A 17,330-nucleotide genomic window follows, 5' to 3' on the forward strand; every position below is an offset into this window, starting at 1 on the left:
CCGCGTACGACGCAAACAGTCCGGGTATCACCGTTTCGGGGCAGGGGGTTGGCCATCTGCCGCGGGTGTGCAGGGAGTTCGGGGATGTCGATGCACTGGTACGAAGGGCCCCTGGCCGCTTTCGACACGGAGACCACGGGAGTTGACGTCGAGGAGGACCGGATCGTCTCGGCCGCCCTCGTCGTCCAGGACGCGGAGGGGGCGCGTCCGCGGGTGACGCGCTGGCTGGTCAACCCCGGCATACCGGTGCCGGAGGGGGCCACCGCGGTCCACGGCCTGACGGACGAGCACCTCCAGCGGAACGGCCGGTGGCCGTCGCCGGTGATGGAGGAGCTGGCGCGCGCGCTGGCCGATCAGTCGGCGGCGGGGCGGCCGCTGGTGGTGATGAACGCGCCGTTCGATCTGACGATCCTGGACCGCGAGCTGCGCCGGCACCGGGCCTCGTCGCTGGGGAACTACACGGCGGGCAGCCCCCTGACGGTCCTCGACCCGCGGGTCCTGGACAAGCACCTGGACCGCTACCGGAAGGGCCGCAGGACGCTGACGGACCTGTGCGCGCACTACGAGGTGGAGCTGACGGGCGCGCACGACGCGGCGGCGGACGCGACGGCGGCGATGGATGTCGTACGGGCGGTGGCGCGGCGCTTCTCGTCCCGTCTGGAGCGGCTGACGCCGGGGGAGCTCCACACGCTCCAGGCGGTGTGGCACGCGGCGCAGGCGCGGGGGCTCCAGGCCTGGTTCACCCGGCAGGGGACGCCGGAGACGGTGGACCCGGCGTGGCCGCTGCGGCCGGAACTGCGGACGGCTGCGTGAGCACATGACAGAGGCCGGTCCGTCTTTCGACGGACCGGCCTCTACCCGGTGGGCGATACTGGGATCGAACCAGTGACCCCTTCGGTGTGAACGAAGTGCTCTCCCGCTGAGCTAATCGCCCGGGAACGGTTCGAACCATACAGGGCTTCGCGCCTCTGGTTCAAACCGCGCGCAGACGGGCCGCGAGTCCGCGTCGTCCGCCGCGCATCATCAGGGCGTGATTGGCGCGGAAGACGGGCCGCCCGGGGACCGCGAGGGCCCGCAGGAGCCGGGCCCGCACCTCGACCTCCTGCTCGTACAGGGCGCGGGTGCCGGCCCCTTCGGGGGTGAGGGTCCAGCGGGCCCATCCCTCCAGGTCCCCGCCGAGGCCGATCTCCAGGACGCGGGCGGCCGGGTCGTGGCGCAGGGCCCGGACGGTGACGACGAGGCCGTACGGGAGGAAGGAGCGGAAGCGGGCGGTGCCGGTGGTGTCGTCGAGGGGGACGACCTCACGGACCTGGGGCCACCAGCGGGGGTACTCCTCGGCGCGTGCGAGGACCGCGTAGACGGTGTCGGGCGGGGCGGCGAGCCGCCAGACGCAGCGGAAGCGGTACCGGCACCAGTCCATGCCCCCAGTGTGGACGTACTCAGGCGGGAATCGCGGGAATCTGAGTACGGGGACGCATTCCCGCCGACTGTGGCCGGGACCACACTCCGGGTATGGACAACTCCCTGCCGCCCGCCGACGAGCTGGTGCTCGTCGACCGTGAGCTGGCGCAACTCGACGCGCGCCGGTCCCAGTTGCTGGCCCGCCGCGCCTGGCTGATCCAGGTCCTGTACCGGCCGGTCGCGGCGGCGGCTCCGCTTCCCCCGCGCCCGCCGGTCGCGGACTCGACGCCCAGGAGCGCGCAGAACGTGCTGCTGACGCTCGGCGGCACCCTGCTGACGATCGCGGCGGTCGCCTTCACGCTGGTCAGCTGGGGTTCGATGGGGATCGGGGCCCGCGCGACGGTCCTGGCCGTGGTGACCGGCGCGGCGCTCGCGGCGCCGGTGGCGCTGCTGCGCAAGGGCCTGGTGTCGACGGCGGAGTCCGTGGCGGCCCTCGGCCTCGCCCTCATGGTGCTCGACGCGTACGCGCTGCACCGGGTGGCGCTGCCGGACACGGGCGGCCTGGGGTACTCGGCGGTCGCGTCCGCGGTCCTCGCGGGCGCGTGGACGGCGTACGGCTCGGCGCTGTCCCGGCTGCGGATCCCGCGGCCGGTGGCCGTGGTCGCGGCACAGCTGCCGCTGCCGCTGGGCGTGCTCGCGGCCGACGGCGGATCGACGGCCTTCGCCTGGGCGGCGCTCCTCACGGCCACGGCGGACGCGGCGGTCGCCCTGTGGACCCGTCCGGCGGCGGTCCGGATCACGGCGGGCACGGCCGGGGCCGCCCTGGGGGGCTGGGCCCTGCTCACGGGCGGCGGGCTCTCCCTGCTCTCTCCGTGGAGCGGCGCTCCGCTGCTCCTCGCGGGCGCGGCGGTGATCCTGTACGTGGCCTGGCGCACCCCTTCCTTCGCGACGGCGGCCTCGGCCCTCGCGGGCCTGGCGCTCCTGGCGGCCGTCGGCGGCCTCCTGCGCACGGCGCTCCCCGCCGACTGGGCGATACCGGGTTACGTGCTCTGCGCGCTGGCCCTGGCCTCGGTGTGGCGCCTGGGCGACAGGACGCCGGCCGCGGTCGGCACGGGATCCGGCGCGGCGCTGCCGACCGGCGCGGAGTCCGGCCCGGTGGGCCCAGTCGGTGGCGGTGTGCGTCTGCCGCGCGGGATCCGGCTCGGGCTCGCCGGCGCGGGCGCCGGTGTCGCGGCGCTCGGGGTCGTGTGGGCGCTGCCGCCGGCGGTGACGGGGCTCCTCGGGCCGGCGGCCCGGACGACGGAGGTGTGGTCGGGCGAGCACACCGCGCCCGTCCTGGCCTCGTACCCGGCGACGGCGGTCCTGGTCCTGGCGGTGGCCGTCGCCGCGCTCGCGGCGCTCCCCCGGCTCTGGGCCCGGTGCGGGGCCCTCGTCCTGGCCTGGGCCCTGCTCACGGCCCTGCCGGTCTCCCTCGGCCTGCCGTACGCGGCGACGCTCGTCCTCCAGCTGCTCACGACGGCGGCGGCCCTGTGGCTCGCGGTCCGCCCGGGCCCGCTGACGCGCGGCCTGCGGCCGGCCGGACGCCCCGGCGCTCCCGGAACGGCCACGCCGGAGGCCTCTGGGCCCACGGCCGCCGCGGCCTCCTCCGTACCGACGACCGGTGGCCCGACCGCTCCGGCGCCCGGCGGCCCGGCCGCGCCCGGGGCCTTCGGGCCCGTGACGCCCTGGCCCGTGTGGGCGCCCTCCCCGCCCCGGAGGCAGGCCCCCGAGCCCGGGAGTGTCCTCGGGTGGGTCGCGTACGTCGGCGGTCTCGCGTCCGCCGGGAGCGGGGTCGCCCTGGCCCTGGACGTCCGGGGGGCCACGTTCGCCGCGCTCGGCGTGGTCCTGGCGCTCCTCGCGGGGGTCGCGGTGCTCGGTGCGGGCGCGCGCCGGACGGTCTCCGCCTGCGGGGCGGTGCTCGTGGCGACGGGGCTCGTGTGCGCCGTGGCGGCCGCCGGCGGGTTCGAGGACCACTGGACGGCGCTCGCGCTGCTGCTCGTCCCGGCGGCGACCGCCTCCGTCGGCTCCCGGGCGCCGCGCCCGGTGGCCCTGGCGGTCGAGATCACGGGCGGCGCCGTGGGGCTGCTCGCCCTCGGGCTCGCCGCGGACCGGCCCGCGTTCCTGGCGCTCGTACTGGCCCTCGGCGGGGTGATCGCGACGGCGACCGCCCTGCGGCCCGAGCGGCGGCGGTTCGCCTCGTGGACGGCGGCGGTGCTGTTCCTGCTGGCCGCCTGGGTGCGGCTCGCGGTCTGGGGCGTCACGGCCCCGGAGGCGTACACGCTCCCGGTGACGGTGCCCGCGCTGGTCGTCGGGTTCCTGCGGCGGCGCCGGGACCCGGAGGCCTCGTCCTGGACGGCGTACGGCCCCGGTCTCGCGGCGACGCTGCTGCCGGCCCTGCTGGCGGCCTGGACGGACCCGGAGTGGGCGCGCCCGCTGGCCCTGGGGGTGGCGGCGCTCGTGGTGACGCTGCTCGGCGCGCGGTTCCGGCTCCAGGCGCTGCTGGTCCTCGGCGGCGCGGTGCTCGCCCTGGACGGGCTGCACGAGCTGGCGCCGTACGTGGTGCAGGTGGTGGGCGCGCTGCCGCGCTGGCTGCCGCCGGCCCTGGCGGGGCTGCTGCTGCTCGGGGTGGGCGCCACGTACGAGCAGCGGCTGCGGGACGCCCGGAGGCTGCGGGAGCGGCTCGCGCGGATGCGGTGAGACGCCGAAGGCCCGGAGACGGTGTTCCGTCTCCGGGCCTTCGGGCCGGGTGGTGGGCGATACTGGGATCGAACCAGTGACCCCTTCGGTGTGAACGAAGTGCTCTCCCGCTGAGCTAATCGCCCCGGCGCACCGCAAACATTACCGCATGTCAGCGGTGCTTCCGAACCACCGGAAGGTCACTCGTCGATCTTCCACGGCATGACGAAGCCGAACTTCCAGAAGTAGACGGCGAGCAGTGCCCCGATGATCACCAGCCCGATGGTGGTGAGGATGATGTTCCGGCGGCGGACCTTGGGGTCGAGGGCCCGCTGGGCGGCCTCCGTGACCTTGCGCTTGGTCCAGCGCAGCACGAGCTGGGCCCAGACGAACTCGGTCGCCCAGATCGCCATGCCGGCGAAGATGACCAGCCAGCCGGGCCCCGGGAGCGGCAGCATCACCACTCCGGCGCCGACCACGGCGAGTCCCACGACGAAGACGCCGACCTGCCAGCTCAGATGCAGGCTTCGCCGGGACTTGATGAACTCCGGCGCGCGGGATCCCAGTTCGGCTTCCTTGCCGTCTGCGGACTCCCCGGCGCGCTCGTCACTCTCCGCATTCATGCCCCCAACCTACCGGACGGGGACCCCCCACCGGAATGGCCGTATTACCGCAGGTCACACACGCCCATACGAGCTACCTGAACGATCACAAAACAGACAGAGGGGTTTACAACGGCACCGGAGGTGGCATGTCGATTTCGCCGACGTGCGAATCCCCGAGCGCACACTGAGCGAAAGGCCCTGGCGCTTATGAACACCACGGTCAGCTGCGAGCTGCACCTGCGCCTCGTTGTGTCGAGCGAGTCCTCACTGCCTGTACCCGCGGGCCTGCGGTATGACACGGCCGATCCGTATGCCGTGCACGCCACCTTCCACACCGGAGCCGAAGAGACGGTCGAGTGGGTCTTCGCCCGCGACCTTCTCGCCGAGGGGCTGCACCGGCCCACCGGCACGGGCGACGTCCGCGTCTGGCCGTCCCGCAGCCACGGTCAGGGAGTCGTCTGCATCGCGCTGAGCTCCCCCGAGGGAGAAGCCCTGCTCGAGGCCCCGGCGAGGGCCCTGGAGTCGTTCCTGAAGAGGACCGACGCCGCGGTGCCGCCGGGCACCGAGCACCGGCACTTCGACCTCGATACGGAGCTCTCCCACATCCTGGCCGACAGCTGAGCCAGGCCGAGAGCCGCACGGCGCCGTCCGACTCGGGGAGACGGCGCCGCGCGGACAGTCACATAGGCACGAGATCCGGCGCTCCCACCGCGCAGCCGGCGCGGTGGCGGGCGCCGGTGTCGTTTCCCGGGGCGCGCTAGAGTCAGCGCCATTCCGCGGGCGCCCGCCCGCGGCCGGCCAGGGAGCGAATCGTGCTGATCCCCCACGACACCCGGATCGCCCTCGACACCGTCGTCGATCTGATGAACACCGCCCCCCAGGGGGAGCGTGCCGACGAGCTCTCGGGCCTCCAGGAGCTCCACGCCTTCCTGCGCGCGCACAAGGTCAGCGACGTGGGCGAGCTCGGCGCCGCCGACCTGCGCGCCGTGCTCCAGGTGCGCGAGAAGTTCGCGGCGGTCTTCTCCGCCCCCGAGGCCCGGATCGCGGCCCTCCTGATCAACCAGCTGGTGGCGGGTGCGGGCACCACTCCCCAGCTCACCGACCACGACGGCTACGACTGGCACGTGCACTACTTCGCGCCGGGCGCCTCGGTGGCGGACCACCTCGCGGCCGACTGCGGCATGGCCCTCGCGTTCATCGTGGTGGCGGGCGAGCAGGAGCGGCTGCGGCGCTGCGAGGCGCCGGACTGCGGCCGCGCCTTCGTGGACCTCTCGCGCAACCGCTCGCGCCGCTACTGCGACAGCCGCACCTGCGGCAACCGTCTGCACGTGGCCGCCTACCGGGCGCGCCGCAAGGAAGCGGCGAGCTGACCCGACTCCGGCTCCGCTCCGGCCGGGGCCGGAGCCGGAGCCGGGGCCGGAGCCGGGGCCGGAGCCGGGGCCGGGGTCAGAGCACGAAGAGGTCGTGCACCGCGGCCATCAGCAGCAGACAGCCGATCACTCCGAGGAAGATCATCAGCGGCGGCTGCGAGAGCGCGAACAGGCAGCCGCGCGGCTCCTCGGCGGGGGCGGCGGGGGCTTCGGTGGCGGCGGGGACGGGCTCCCGCGAGGTATCCAGCATCTCGGGGGGATGATGACGCACACCGCACCGGACGAATCCCGCAACACACCCGACCGCGGGGGCCGTTCACCCCTTCCCGTGGATCACGGAACGGGGACGGACACCGGAATCGCCAGAAGTGATCAGATTCCGTGCTTCTTCAGAATCGCCTCGATGTCGCTGAAGTCCTCGCCGGCCGGCTGACCGGCCTTCGGCCGCGCCGGCACGGCACGCGAGGACGCCGACGCGGCGGGGGCCACGGCTCTCTGCTCGGCTCCCCCGGTCGTCACCTCACGGCCGGCCCGGCGCCGCTCCACGGCCCGGGTGGACAGGAAGAGCAGCCAGGCGACGCCGAGCACACCGAAGCCGGCCCAGGCCACGGGACTGAAGGCCGTGTCGACGAGCCACTCGACCGCGCCCGTCATCACCAGGCCGAGCGGCACCAGCGCGTAGGCCGCGATCCGGGCGGCGGACAGGAACTTCTTCCGGTACGCCGAAATCGCGGCGATGCCCAGGCCCGCCGCGGACACCGCGGAACAAATGGTCTCGGCGAGCATGCGATCCTCCAGGTGCCGGGCGATACGTCCCTTCCATCCTGCACCGCCGGACCCGCCGGGGCCACGGTCCCGGGCCCGTCTCAGGGAGATCTCCGGGTCGCCCCGGCCGGGATCTCCTCCCCAGGTCGGGGTGAGGGAGACTGCTCGCATGAACGACTCCACCACCGCACCCTCCTCCCCCGTCGTCCTGGAGGCGTGGTTCGACCTCCAGTGCCCCGACTGCTTCCAGGCCCTCGGCGACGTCCGCGCCCTCCGCGAGAAGTACGGCGACCGGCTCGACGTACAGCTGCGCCACTTCCCGCTGGCCAAGCACAAGCACGCGTACGCCGCCGCCCAGGCCGCCGAGGAGGCCTTCGGCCAGGGCCAGGGCTGGCCGTACACGGAGGCGCTGCTCGCCAGGACCGCCGAGCTCGGCGACCGCGGGGAGCCGGTCCTCCTGGAGGTGGCCGCCGAACTGGGCCTGGACGCCGAGGAGTTCGACACCGCCCTGATCGACGGCCGGCACCTGCTGACCGTGGACGCCGACGAGGCCGAGGGCAAGGCGATCAAGGTCACCGGCACCCCCACCTACGTCATCGGCGGCGAACGCCTCGACGGCGGCCAGAGCCAGGAGGGCCTGCGGGAGCGGATCGAGCAGATCACCGACCGCCTCCTGGCCGACCGGTAGGACCTGCCGGACCGAGGCACGCCGGGCCGGACCGGGCCAGACCGGGCAGGATCAGACCGGGCAGGATCAGACCGGGCAGGATCAGACCGGGCCGGCAGATCGGGCCGGGCCAGACCGGAGCGCGTCGGGTCGCGTCGGACCGGATCGCGCCGGGTCGGATCGCGTGGGACCGGTCTGGATCAAGCCGGACCGGGCCCGGCCGTCCCCCGCCGGACCGGGCCGGATCGGGCCGGACCGGACCGGGCCCGGTCGTCCGGCGGGACCGCCGGACCGGGCCCCGTCGTCAGAGCAGTGGTTTCGCGCTGTTGACGAGCACCGTGCGGTACCCCAGCGACTCGTAGAGCCTGATCGCCGGGGTGTTGCCCGCGAACACGTGCAGTTCGATGAGGCGCTCCCCGGCCTCCAGGGCGTGCTGTTCGGCGAGCAGCATCAGGGCCCGGCCGTACCCCTTCCCGCGCTCCCCCTCGGCGACCTCGACCTCGAAGACGAAGCCCGTCGCCTTCCCGGGCTCGCGCTCCAGGCGGCCCACCCACAGGTAGCCGACGACCTGCCCGTCGCGCGTGCCGACGGACACGGTGACGCCCGGGGTCGCGAGGCCCTGCGGGAGGAAGCGGCGGCCGGAGTCCTCGGCCTTGGCGAGCGCCTGCTCCTCGGGGACGCCCCGGTCGATCCAGCTCTGCGCGAAGGCGGCCCGGGACTTCGCCGTCCACGCCTCGAACTCGGGCTCGGTCACCGGCCGGTGCGTGAAGCCCTCCGGCAGCCGCGGGGGCTCGGCGGGCAGTTCCTTGACCATGTTCCGGCTGCGCTCGACGTACCCGAGCGAGCGGGCCATCCGCAGCGCGGCCTCCGCCTCGGCGGGCACGGAGATCTGCACCTCGCCGCAGCCCCAGCCGCGGAGGACCTCCTCCGCGGCGAGCGCCGCCACCGTGCCCCGGCCGCGGCCCCGGTCGGGCGCGTCGACCAGGAGGCCTTCGATCAGGCCGGAGGCGGCGCCGAAGACCTGGTCGGTGGCGAGGTGGACGGAGCCGACCCGGCGGCTGTTCACGCAGATGTCGAAGGTGCGGGAACGGCCGCCGTCGGCGGACTGCTGGAGCGGCTCGGACGGCCGCAGGGTGGTGGTCATCATGGGTGTTCTACCCAGTCGCACACCGCCCGTCATCCGGATTTACGCGAACCCCGGGTCCCGGTCCACGGCCGCCCGCTCGTCGAAGACCCGCATCGCCTTGGCGGTGACGGGGCCGGGCGCGCCCGGGAGCTCCCGCCCGTCGACCCGGTGCACGGCCTGGACGTCGCGCAGGGTCGAGGTCAGGAAGATCTCGTCGGCGCTCTCCAGGACGTCCAGCGGCAGGTCGGCCTCCTCGGCGCCGGTCCACTCCACGGCGAGCGCGCGCGTGATGCCCGCGAGGCAGCCGGAGGAGACGGGCGGGGTGAGGATCTTGCCGTCGACCACGACGAAGACGTTGGAGCCGGTGCCCTCGCAGAGCTGCCCCACGGTGTTGGCGAAGAGCGCCTCGGAGGCCCCCTGCTCGCGCGCCCTGGCGAGGGCGACGACGTTCTCGGCGTACGAGGTCGTCTTGAGGCCGGTGAGGGCGCCGCGCTCGTTGCGGGTCCAGGGGACGGTGATCACGGCGGTGGAGTCGGGGCGGCGGCCCGTCTCGCCGAGGGCGACGACCAGGCTCGTCCCGGCGTCGCCGCGCTCGGAGCCGAGCGGGGAGAGCCCGCCGGTGTACGTGATGCGGAGCCGCCCCAGCTCCATCGGGTTCGCCTCCAGGACGGCGGCGCAGGCGCGGCGGACCTCGTCGAGGTCCGGGTCGGGCAGGCCGAGGCCACGGGCGGAGCGGGTGAGGCGCTCCAGGTGGAGGGTGAGAGCAAACGTTTCTCCGCGCTCGGCCTTCACCGTCTCGAAGATGCCGTCGCCGACGGTCAGTCCGTGGTCCAGCACGGAGACCAGGGCGGTCTCCGCGTCGTGCAGCCCGCCGTTGACCCAGAGTTTCATCGAGAAGTGGCCTTTCCGCTCGCCTCATAGGCGCCCGCCTCGTGGGCACCCGGTGCCTCGTAGGCGCCCGACGCTATCGCGACGAGCCGGCCCGCCTTCAGCTCGGTCTCCTCCCACTCGCGCTCCGGGTCGGAGCCCCAGGTGATCCCGGCGCCCGTGCCGAAGCGGAGCACGCCCTCGGGGCGGTCGATCCAGAAGGTGCGTATGCCGACGGCCAGCTCGCCGGTGCCCGCGTCGGCGTCGACCCAGCCGATGCCTCCGCAGTACGGGCCCCGGGGCGCGGTCTCCAGGGCCTCGATGATCCGCAGCGCGCTGGACTTGGGCGCGCCGGTGACGGAGCCGGGCGGGAAGGTGGCGGCGAGCAGCTCGGGCCAGCCGGCGTCCTCGCGCAGGACGCCGGTGACCGTGGAGACGAGGTGGACGAGGCCGGGGTGCTCCTCGACGGCGCAGAGTTCGGGGACGGCGACGGTGCCGGTCTCGCTGACGCGGCCCAGGTCGTTGCGGACCAGGTCGACGATCATCACGTTCTCCGCGTGGTCCTTGGGCAGGAGGTCGGCGGCGGTGCGGCCGGTCCCCTTGATGGGTCCCGAGGAGATCAGGGCCCCCTCCCTGCGCAGGTACAGCTCGGGGGAGGCGGTGGCGATCTCCACGCCGTGCGCGGGCAGGCGGATCGTTCCGGCGTAGGGGGCCGGGTTGCCCCGGGCCAGGAGGGCGGTCAGGGCGTCCACGTCGGCCGCGGCCGGGACCGGCAGCGGCGCGGTCAGCACCCGGCAGAGGTTCGCCTGGTAGACCTCGCCGCGCGCGATGTGCTCGCGCACGCGCCGTACGCCCGCGATGTACGCGGCGCGGTCGAGCGAGGACGTCCAGTCACCGGCGGCGGGTCCGCGCCAGGCGCCCGGGACGGGCGTGGGGACCGGGTCGGGCCGGACGTCCCCGAAGCGCGCGCAGGTGAGGCGCCCTTCGAAGTCCGCGCAGACGGCCCAGAAGCCTGCGGAGTCCAGTGCCTCGGGATCGTGGGTGACGTCCCGGAGGTCGGTCGCGACGAGGCCGCCGAAGCGGGCCAGGGGAGCAAGGTCGTACACGCATCGAGTCTAGGTCGGGCGCGGAGGGGGCGTGAGGGACGCGGGAGGCGGGGGCTCCCCGCCACCTCGGGGACACGGCGAGTGAACGCCACGCGAACGCTCCGGGAGGCCCGGCCGGGCACCGGGAAGGGCGTGCAGGTCAGCACGCTGCGGAAACGCGTTTTTGTACTGGCCCAGGAATCCGCTAGAGTTCAACACGTCGCCGGGACGCGCAAGCGAAACGGAAACGACAAGCGGACGTGGCTCAGTTGGTAGAGCATCACCTTGCCAAGGTGAGGGTCGCGAGTTCGAATCTCGTCGTCCGCTCGATGTGGGGGATCTTCCCGAACCCCCGTTATCACTCCTGGTGGAGTGGCCGAGAGGCGAGGCAACGGCCTGCAAAGCCGTCTACACGGGTTCAAATCCCGTCTCCACCTCCAAGGACGATTAGCTCAGCGGGAGAGCGCTTCCCTGACACGGAAGAGGTCACTGGTTCAATCCCAGTATCGTCCACTGGATCTTCGGATCCCGGATCCTCGGATCCCCCGCGCGATTAGCTCAGCGGGAGAGCGCTTCCCTGACACGGAAGAGGTCACTGGTTCAATCCCAGTATCGCGCACCACACTTCACGCACCCCTCGGGTGCACCCGCGCGATTAGCTCAGCGGGAGAGCGCTTCCCTGACACGGAAGAGGTCACTGGTTCAATCCCAGTATCGCGCACGCAGTACAGGCACCCTTCGGGTGCACCCGCGCGATTAGCTCAGCGGGAGAGCGCTTCCCTGACACGGAAGAGGTCACTGGTTCAATCCCAGTATCGCGCACCACAGGGAAGCCCCCGGTCGCAGCTCGCGGCCGGGGGCTTCTTCGTGCCCCGGTCGGGACCGCGCCCCCGTCGGGACTGTGCCCCGGCCGGGACCGGGGCACGGTGGGTCAGGAGGAGAAGAGCATCCGCCCGAAGCCGCCCTTGCGGTAGTGGCCGCCGTGGTGACCACCGTGGTGGCCGCCGTGGTGCGGGGCGCCCCAGGCGGGCGCGGCGGGCTGCGCCGGGTAGGCCGGCGGGGCGGGCGGGGCCTGCTGGACCCACTGGGACTCCAGGCGGGTCAGGGCCTCCAGCTCGCCGTAGTCCAGGAAAATGCCCCGGCAACCGCTGCACTGCTCTATCTGGACACCGTTGCGGTTGTACGTGTGCATGGCCGCATGGCACTTGGGACACTGCATGCTCGGCTCAACTCCCTGACATCGCCGTTCGAATGGTGCTTCACCTTACGTGGACGCCGGAAGGACCTACCCGGTTCACCGGCCTGCGATGCGGGCGCAGGTGTCGATCATCACTTCCTCCACCTCGTCGAGCGGCCTGCGCTCGGCCGTGGACTTGGCGAGGGCCAGGGCGGCGGTCTGGACCGTCAGGGCCCGTGCGGGCACGTCGAGTCGGCCCCACGGGTCGGCGTCCACGGCGGGGCCGCCCGCCTCCTGGTACGCGCCGAGGAAACGCGACCAGATCCCGGACGGCAGGAGGCCGGCGGCGAACCAGGCGGCGGGCCGGGCCAGATCCCAGGCGGGGTCGCCCAGGCCCAGGTCGTCGATGTCGATGAGCCGCCAGGGCGCGTGGGCCCCCGAGCGGGGAGCCCTGACCAGTTGACCCAGGTGGAAGTCGCCGTGGCAGAGCAGCCGGTACGCCGCGGGGGCCTCCGGGACCGTCCGCCAGGCCTCCAGGACGGTGGCGGTCGCCGGATGGCCGGGAGCCGTGCGGCGCATCCGGTCCACGGCGAGCGCCGCCTTCACGGGGGCCCGCATCTCCGGGAGGCGGCCGGCGCGGCCGGGCGGGGGCGGGGTCCGGTGCAGCAGGGCGAGGAGCCGCGCCGCGTCCTCCCACGGCGCGGCGTCGGGGTCCTCCGGGTCGACGGGCGGCCCGTACGGCCAGACGGTCACCGGGCGGCCGTCGAGCACGTGGGGGCCGGACCGCGGCAGCGGGAGGGGCGGCAGGAAGACGCCGCCGACGTCCTGGTGCGCGGCCAGCGCGAGCCGTGCGCGGTGGTCCTCCGGGTCGGTGCCGGGCGCGTGCGCCTTGGCGACGAGTCCCCCGTGCCGTACGACGGTCCCGTCGTCCCGGTCGGCCAGCACCCCGACCAGGCCGCTCGCGCAGCGACAGGGGGCGCCCGCCTCGTGAGCCGCCGCGTGGGCGAGGGCCGCGAGGCGGTCGAGCGTGCCTTCGCCGTGGGGCGGGCCGTCGGACGGGCCTTCGCCGTGGGGCGGGGAAGGCGGTGGGGTGGGTGTGCGGGGTGCTGGGTCCACTCCCGGAGGGTACGGGGTGCCGGGTCCGCTTCCGGAGGGTACGGGGTGCCGGGTCCGCTTCCGGAGCGGTACGGCGCCGGGCCGGGCGGTCGGGAACGCGCGAGGGCCGGTCAGCTCCCCAGCTGACCGGCCCCACGCTGCCGTCCGCCGCACCCCCGTCCCCACGGGGCTGATGGCCGGATGTCCCGACCCGGGCCGCTCTCCCGGGTCCGGGGCGCCTCTCAGCGCCCCAGCATCACGCCCACGGACGACGCCTGTGTGACCACCGCGTCCCAGCCGCCGAAGACGACCACGAGCAGGGCCGCGAGAGGGAGGACCATGGCGGTGGCCACCAGGGGGTGACGGCGGCCCGAAGGCCGGGGGGTCGTCCGGTGTGCCGTGTACGCCATGGTTCCTCTCCTGTCGTGTCTGCCGCGGCGGGTGCGTGACCTCGGGGGACGAGTGCTGCACCCGCCGCTTGACCTCAACACTAGGGAGCGGGAAGCCCCGGGACGTCATGCCCGCGTACCTACTTCCGGGCCTCCCGGAGGATGACTCCCGCCCGCGCGGCGTACTCCCCTGGGTGGAGACGGGGACCCTGAACCCTGGGTCTTCCCTGAGGCGGCGCCCGGAGGGGGCGTGGCGGCGTGACGTAGCTCACCTCCCTGCGCGCCGTACGGGCGGACGTGGTCCCGGCAGCCCCCGGAGCCCGCCCTCCGGACGACCCGGCCGCATCCGGAACCGCTCGTCAAGTGGGTTTCCGGGGGCGGGGGTTGGGGACCGGCTCCGTTGCCTCCGGTCCCCCGGTGTCCCCCTCAGTACTGACAATCGATCCCGGTGCGAGGGCGCGGCCTATGAGCGCGTACGGGCGCCACTACGTAAGCTGTGCCACGTCGAACGGACGAGGGGACGGACATGGCGATGATGCGGCTCCGACGCGAGGATCCGCGGATCGTCGGGTCGTTCCGACTCCACCGCAGGCTGGGGGCCGGCGGGATGGGCGTCGTGTACCTGGGGTCCGACCGGCGCGGCCAGCGGGTCGCGCTGAAGGTGATCCGGCCCGATCTGGCCGAGGACCAGGAGTTCCGCTCGCGGTTCGCCCGCGAGGTCTCCGCGGCCCGGCGGATCCGGGGCGGCTGCACCGCCCGCCTGGTCGCCGCCGATCTGGAGGCCGACCGCCCCTGGTTCGCCACCCAGTACGTGCCCGGCCCCTCGCTGCACGACCGGGTCGCCGAGGAGGGCGCGCTGCGCGCCGCCGACGTGGCCTCGATCGGGGCGGCGCTCTCGGAGGGCCTGGTGGCCGTCCACGAGGCCGGGGTCGTCCATCGCGACCTCAAGCCGTCGAACATCCTGCTGTCGCCCAAGGGGCCTCGGATCATCGACTTCGGGATCGCCTGGGCGACCGGAGCCAGCACCCTGACCCATGTCGGCACCGCCGTCGGGTCGCCCGGCTTCCTCGCGCCCGAGCAGGTGCGCGGCGCCGCCGTCACCCCGGCCACCGACGTCTTCTCGCTCGGTGCCACCCTGGCGTACGCGGCGATGGCCGACTCCCCCTTCGGGCACGGCAGTTCCGAGGTCATGCTCTACCGCGTCGTGCACGAGGAGCCGCAGCTCCACGGGGTGCCGGACGCGCTCGCGCCGTTGATCCGGGCCTGCCTCGCGAAGGACCCCGAGGACCGTCCCAGCACGCTCCAGCTGTCGATGCGGCTCAAGGAGATCGCGGCGCGCGAGGCCCAGGGGCTGCCGGTCTCCCGGCCGCCCGTGCAGCGGGAGCGGGTCGAGGACCGCAACACGATCCGGCCCACCGAGCGCTACACCGAGCGGGACGTGCCCGGTCGCGCCCCGGAGCGGACCCCTGAGCGCGGTGGGGGGCGTGGGCCCGGTCCCTCGTCGCGGCCCTCGGCCGGGCCCAGGACCGGTGGTTCGCGGGGGCCCCAGTCCCGTGCCGGGACCCGGCCCGGTGCCCGCTCCACGTCGACGGGCCGCCGCCCCGCCAATCCCCGGCTGCTGCGGCAGCGGCTCTTCGTCTTCGTGGTCGTCACCCTGGTGGTGGCCCTGGGCATCGCCGCCGCGCAGGCCCTTCAGGGGTAATGCCACAGGGGGTAGCCCCCTAGGGGGTAGTACCTACCCCAGGGGGTCAGGACTCCGGGCGGCCCGTCGCCACCGCGTAGAACGCGACGGCCGCCGCCGCGCCCACGTTGAGCGAGTCGACGCCGTGGGCCATCGGGATGCGGACCCACTCGTCGGCGGCGCGCAGGGCCTGCGTGGACAGTCCGTCGCCCTCCGCCCCGAGCATCAGCGCCACCCGGTCCAGGCGGTGCGGGGCGGCCTCGTCGATCGAGGTCGCCTTCTCCGCCGGGGTGAGGGCCAGGAGCTTGAAGCCCGCCTCCCGTACGGTCTCCAGGCCTCGGGGCCAGCTCTCCAGGCGGGCGTACGGGACGGAGAACACCGCGCCCATCGAGACCTTCACCGAGCGCCGGTACAGCGGGTCCGCGCAGTCCGGGGACAGCAGGACCGCGTCCATGCCGAGGGCGGCGGCGGAGCGGAAGATGGCGCCGATGTTGGTGTGGTCGTTCACCGACTCCATGATCACCACACGGCGGGCGCCGGCGAGGAGTTCGCCCGCCTCCGGGAGCGGCTTGCGCTGCATCGAGGCGAGGGCGCCGCGGTGCACGTGGTAGCCGGTGACGCGTTCCGCCAGGTCCGGCTGGATCGCGTACACCGGCGCCGGGACCTCGTCGATGACGTCTCGCATGACGTCCACCCACTTGGCGGAGAGCAGCATCGACCGCATCTCGTACCCGGCCTGCTTCGCGCGGCGGATGACCTTCTCGCCCTCCGCGATGAACAGGCCCTCGGCCGGCTCGCGCCTGCGGCGGAGCTCGACGTCGGTCAGGCCGGTGTAGTCGCGCAGGCGCGGGTCGTCGGGATCGTCGATCGTGATGAGTTCGGCCACGAGGTGATACTGCCTTGTCCGGGGTGTGGTGCCAATGCGTGGGGCGGGGTGGACCCGCCGCGCGTGCGGCGGGGTCGGGTGGTGCTACTTCGTCGTTTTGTCCGGGCCCTCGGTGACGACCTCGCCGATCACGATGACCGCCGGCGGGCGGACCTCCTCCGCCTTGACGGTCTCCGCGACCGTCGCCAGCGTGGCGTCCACGCGGCGCTGGGTCGCCGTCGTGCCCTCCTGGACCAGGGCCAGGGGCGTGTCGGGGCTCTTGCCGTGGGCGATGAGCGCCTCGGCGATCTTGCCGATCTTGTCCACGCCCATGAGGATCACCAGGGTTCCCGTGAGCTTGGCGAGGGACTCCCAGTCCACGAGGGAACGCGGGTCGTCCGGCGCCACGTGGCCGCTGACCACCGTGAACTCGTGGGCCACCCCTCGGTGCGTCACCGGGATGCCGGCCGCTCCCGGGACAGAGATCGAGCTGGAGATGCCCGGGACCACCGTGCACGCGATGCCCTCGGCCGCGAGCGCCTGGGCCTCCTCCATGCCGCGGCCGAAGACGAAGGGGTCCCCGCCCTTGAGGCGGACGACCGACTTGCCCTGCTTGGCGTGCTCGATCAGCGCGTTGTTGATGGCCTCCTGGGCCATGAAGCGGCCGTACGGGATCTTCGCCGCGTCGATCACCTCGACGTGCGGCGGCAGCTCGTCCAGGAGGTCGCGGGGGCCGAGCCGGTCCGCGATGACCACGTCCGCCTCCGCGAGCAGTCGACGGCCCCGGACGGTGATCAGGTCCGGGTCGCCCGGGCCGCCGCCCACCAGGGCGACGAAGGGAGTACGGGAGCGGTGCGCGGGCGCGGCGATCGAACCGTCGCGGAGTCCCTCGACGATCGCGTCCCGCACGGCGGCGGAGCGGCGGGGGTCGTGACCCGTGAGCACGGCCACCGTGACGCCCGCGTCCCGGCCTGTCGCCGGGGTCCAGGCCGTCGCCGCCTCGGCGTCGTCCGCTCGTACGCACCAGGTCCTGGTGCGCTCGGCCTCGGCGGAGGCGGCGGCGTTCGCCTTCGGGTCCGTGGTCGCCACCAGGGCGTACCAGGCTTCGGCGAGGTCGCCCTCTTCGTACCGCCTCCTGATCCAGGTGATCTCGCCCGTCTCCGCCATCGCGTCCACGGACGGGGTCGCGGAGGGGGAGATCAGGGTGATCTCCGCGCCCGCGGCGATCAGGGCCGGGAGGCGGCGCTGGGCGACCTGGCCGCCGCCGAGGACGACGACGCGTCGGCCGGCGAGGCGCAGGCCGACGGGGTAGGCGGGGTGCTCGGCGTTCTCTGCCATGGGTGAGCGGCTCCTCGGAGAGCGTGCGGTGCGGGCGAGGGTGCCGCTGCGGCGGTGGAGCGGCTCGTACACCGTCACGATAGCTGTGACCTGGGGATTGCTGGGTGTGACGGATGTCCCCCGGCCGGTGGGCAGGGGCGTGGGGGACGCTGCGGAAACGGGTTCGGGACTGCGTGATTCACGA

General features: G+C 74.1%; 18 protein-coding genes and 8 tRNA genes. 12 read left to right on the plus strand and 14 right to left on the minus strand.

Features of this window, described 5'->3' with window-relative positions; translation table 11 throughout:
- Positions 1 to 84 precede the first annotated feature (84 nt).
- Positions 85 to 813, plus strand: a complete 729-nt coding sequence (locus tag ACFYUS_RS17740) for a 3'-5' exonuclease (RefSeq protein WP_388852177.1) — start codon at positions 85 to 87, stop codon at positions 811 to 813.
- Positions 814 to 862: 49 nt separating this feature from the next.
- Here ACFYUS_RS17740 and ACFYUS_RS17745 read toward each other — a convergent pair.
- Both ACFYUS_RS17745 and ACFYUS_RS17750 read right to left on the minus strand, forming a co-directional pair.
- Positions 863 to 934, minus strand: a tRNA-Val gene (locus ACFYUS_RS17745).
- Positions 935 to 973: 39 nt separating this feature from the next.
- Positions 974 to 1,420 carry an SRPBCC family protein gene (locus ACFYUS_RS17750; RefSeq protein WP_388852180.1) on the minus strand — a complete coding sequence of 149 codons (447 nt, stop codon included), beginning with the start codon at positions 1,418 to 1,420 and terminating at the stop codon, positions 974 to 976.
- Positions 1,421 to 1,512: 92 nt separating this feature from the next.
- Here ACFYUS_RS17750 and ACFYUS_RS17755 point away from each other — a divergent pair, with 92 nt between their 5' ends.
- Positions 1,513 to 4,137, plus strand: a complete 2,625-nt coding sequence (locus ACFYUS_RS17755; protein ID WP_388852183.1) for an SCO7613 C-terminal domain-containing membrane protein — start codon at positions 1,513 to 1,515, stop codon at positions 4,135 to 4,137.
- Positions 4,138 to 4,187: 50 nt separating this feature from the next.
- Here ACFYUS_RS17755 and ACFYUS_RS17760 read toward each other — a convergent pair.
- Positions 4,188 to 4,262, minus strand: a tRNA-Val gene (locus tag ACFYUS_RS17760).
- A gap of 54 nt (positions 4,263 to 4,316) precedes the next feature.
- The gene (locus ACFYUS_RS17765) at positions 4,317 to 4,739 is read right to left on the minus strand and encodes a TIGR02611 family protein (protein WP_388852186.1); all 423 of its coding nucleotides are present in this window, start codon (positions 4,737 to 4,739) and stop codon (positions 4,317 to 4,319) included.
- A 189-nt stretch (positions 4,740 to 4,928) separates the two neighbouring features.
- On the opposite strand from ACFYUS_RS17765, the gene ACFYUS_RS17770 reads away from it, so the two are divergent.
- On the plus strand, positions 4,929 to 5,342 hold the full coding sequence (locus tag ACFYUS_RS17770; RefSeq protein ID WP_015032345.1) for an SsgA family sporulation/cell division regulator: 414 nt from the start codon (positions 4,929 to 4,931) through the stop codon (positions 5,340 to 5,342).
- A gap of 191 nt (positions 5,343 to 5,533) precedes the next feature.
- The gene (locus ACFYUS_RS17775; protein ID WP_388852189.1) at positions 5,534 to 6,091 is read left to right on the plus strand and encodes a CGNR zinc finger domain-containing protein; all 558 of its coding nucleotides are present in this window, start codon (positions 5,534 to 5,536) and stop codon (positions 6,089 to 6,091) included.
- Between the two features lie 76 nt (positions 6,092 to 6,167).
- Here the strand turns inward: ACFYUS_RS17775 and ACFYUS_RS17780 are convergent, their stop codons facing one another.
- Together ACFYUS_RS17780 and ACFYUS_RS17785 are read right to left on the minus strand one after the other, a co-directional pair.
- The gene (locus ACFYUS_RS17780; protein ID WP_388852192.1) at positions 6,168 to 6,341 is read right to left on the minus strand and encodes a hypothetical protein; all 174 of its coding nucleotides are present in this window, start codon (positions 6,339 to 6,341) and stop codon (positions 6,168 to 6,170) included.
- A 122-nt stretch (positions 6,342 to 6,463) separates the two neighbouring features.
- Entirely contained in the window at positions 6,464 to 6,877 is a 414-nt protein-coding gene (locus ACFYUS_RS17785; protein WP_388852195.1) for a hypothetical protein, read from the minus strand.
- A gap of 148 nt (positions 6,878 to 7,025) precedes the next feature.
- On the opposite strand from ACFYUS_RS17785, the gene ACFYUS_RS17790 reads away from it, so the two are divergent.
- A complete protein-coding gene (locus tag ACFYUS_RS17790; protein WP_388852198.1) occupies positions 7,026 to 7,544 on the plus strand; it encodes a DsbA family protein in 519 nt (172 codons plus the stop codon).
- Positions 7,545 to 7,827: 283 nt separating this feature from the next.
- Here ACFYUS_RS17790 and ACFYUS_RS17795 read toward each other — a convergent pair whose 3' ends face one another.
- The 3 genes from ACFYUS_RS17795 to ACFYUS_RS17805 are packed head-to-tail and all read right to left on the minus strand — an operon-like array spanning position 7,828 to position 10,622.
- Positions 7,828 to 8,667 (minus strand): GNAT family N-acetyltransferase, encoded by an 840-nt coding sequence (locus ACFYUS_RS17795; protein WP_388853003.1) that lies wholly within the window; start codon positions 8,665 to 8,667, stop codon positions 7,828 to 7,830.
- Positions 8,668 to 8,709: 42 nt separating this feature from the next.
- On the minus strand, positions 8,710 to 9,540 hold the full coding sequence (locus tag ACFYUS_RS17800; protein ID WP_388852201.1) for an aminotransferase class IV: 831 nt from the start codon (positions 9,538 to 9,540) through the stop codon (positions 8,710 to 8,712).
- On the minus strand, positions 9,537 to 10,622 hold the full coding sequence (locus ACFYUS_RS17805; protein WP_388852204.1) for a chorismate-binding protein: 1,086 nt from the start codon (positions 10,620 to 10,622) through the stop codon (positions 9,537 to 9,539). The genes ACFYUS_RS17800 and ACFYUS_RS17805 overlap by 4 nt, the downstream gene beginning before the upstream one ends.
- 233 nt (positions 10,623 to 10,855) lie before the next feature.
- Between ACFYUS_RS17805 and ACFYUS_RS17810 the strand changes: the two genes are divergently transcribed.
- From ACFYUS_RS17810 to ACFYUS_RS17835, 6 genes are all read left to right on the plus strand, one after another.
- Positions 10,856 to 10,928, plus strand: a tRNA-Gly gene (locus tag ACFYUS_RS17810).
- 39 nt (positions 10,929 to 10,967) lie between these two features.
- Positions 10,968 to 11,041: transfer RNA gene (locus tag ACFYUS_RS17815), tRNA-Cys, on the plus strand.
- Position 11,042: 1 nt separating this feature from the next.
- Positions 11,043 to 11,114: transfer RNA gene (locus ACFYUS_RS17820), tRNA-Val, on the plus strand.
- A gap of 34 nt (positions 11,115 to 11,148) precedes the next feature.
- Positions 11,149 to 11,223 (plus strand) — tRNA-Val (locus ACFYUS_RS17825).
- Positions 11,224 to 11,250: 27 nt separating this feature from the next.
- Positions 11,251 to 11,322: transfer RNA gene (locus ACFYUS_RS17830), tRNA-Val, on the plus strand.
- Between the two features lie 29 nt (positions 11,323 to 11,351).
- Positions 11,352 to 11,426, plus strand: a tRNA-Val gene (locus tag ACFYUS_RS17835).
- 106 nt (positions 11,427 to 11,532) lie between these two features.
- Here the strand turns inward: ACFYUS_RS17835 and ACFYUS_RS17840 are convergent.
- The 3 genes from ACFYUS_RS17840 to ACFYUS_RS17850 form a co-directional block, all read right to left on the minus strand.
- On the minus strand, positions 11,533 to 11,820 hold the full coding sequence (locus ACFYUS_RS17840) for a zf-TFIIB domain-containing protein (protein ID WP_388852207.1): 288 nt from the start codon (positions 11,818 to 11,820) through the stop codon (positions 11,533 to 11,535).
- Between the two features lie 75 nt (positions 11,821 to 11,895).
- On the minus strand, positions 11,896 to 12,894 hold the full coding sequence (locus ACFYUS_RS17845; protein ID WP_388852210.1) for a phosphotransferase family protein: 999 nt from the start codon (positions 12,892 to 12,894) through the stop codon (positions 11,896 to 11,898).
- 221 nt (positions 12,895 to 13,115) lie between these two features.
- Positions 13,116 to 13,283 (minus strand): hypothetical protein, encoded by a 168-nt coding sequence (locus tag ACFYUS_RS17850; RefSeq protein WP_388852213.1) that lies wholly within the window; start codon positions 13,281 to 13,283, stop codon positions 13,116 to 13,118.
- 505 nt (positions 13,284 to 13,788) lie between these two features.
- Here ACFYUS_RS17850 and ACFYUS_RS17855 point away from each other — a divergent pair.
- Positions 13,789 to 14,964, plus strand: coding sequence for a serine/threonine-protein kinase (locus ACFYUS_RS17855; RefSeq protein ID WP_388852216.1), 1,176 nt, complete (start codon positions 13,789 to 13,791; stop codon positions 14,962 to 14,964).
- Positions 14,965 to 15,010: 46 nt separating this feature from the next.
- Here ACFYUS_RS17855 and ACFYUS_RS17860 read toward each other — a convergent pair whose 3' ends face one another.
- Positions 15,011 to 15,829 (minus strand): TrmH family RNA methyltransferase, encoded by an 819-nt coding sequence (locus ACFYUS_RS17860; RefSeq protein WP_388852219.1) that lies wholly within the window; start codon positions 15,827 to 15,829, stop codon positions 15,011 to 15,013.
- 84 nt (positions 15,830 to 15,913) lie between these two features.
- Complete coding sequence (gene cobA, locus ACFYUS_RS17865; protein WP_388852222.1) at positions 15,914 to 17,146, minus strand: uroporphyrinogen-III C-methyltransferase; 1,233 nt, start codon at positions 17,144 to 17,146, stop codon at positions 15,914 to 15,916.
- Between the last annotated feature and the right edge of the window lie 184 nt (positions 17,147 to 17,330).

It is taken from the genome of Streptomyces sp. NPDC004284 (genome assembly GCF_042874035.1).
GTDB lineage: Bacteria > Actinomycetota > Actinomycetes > Streptomycetales > Streptomycetaceae > Streptomyces.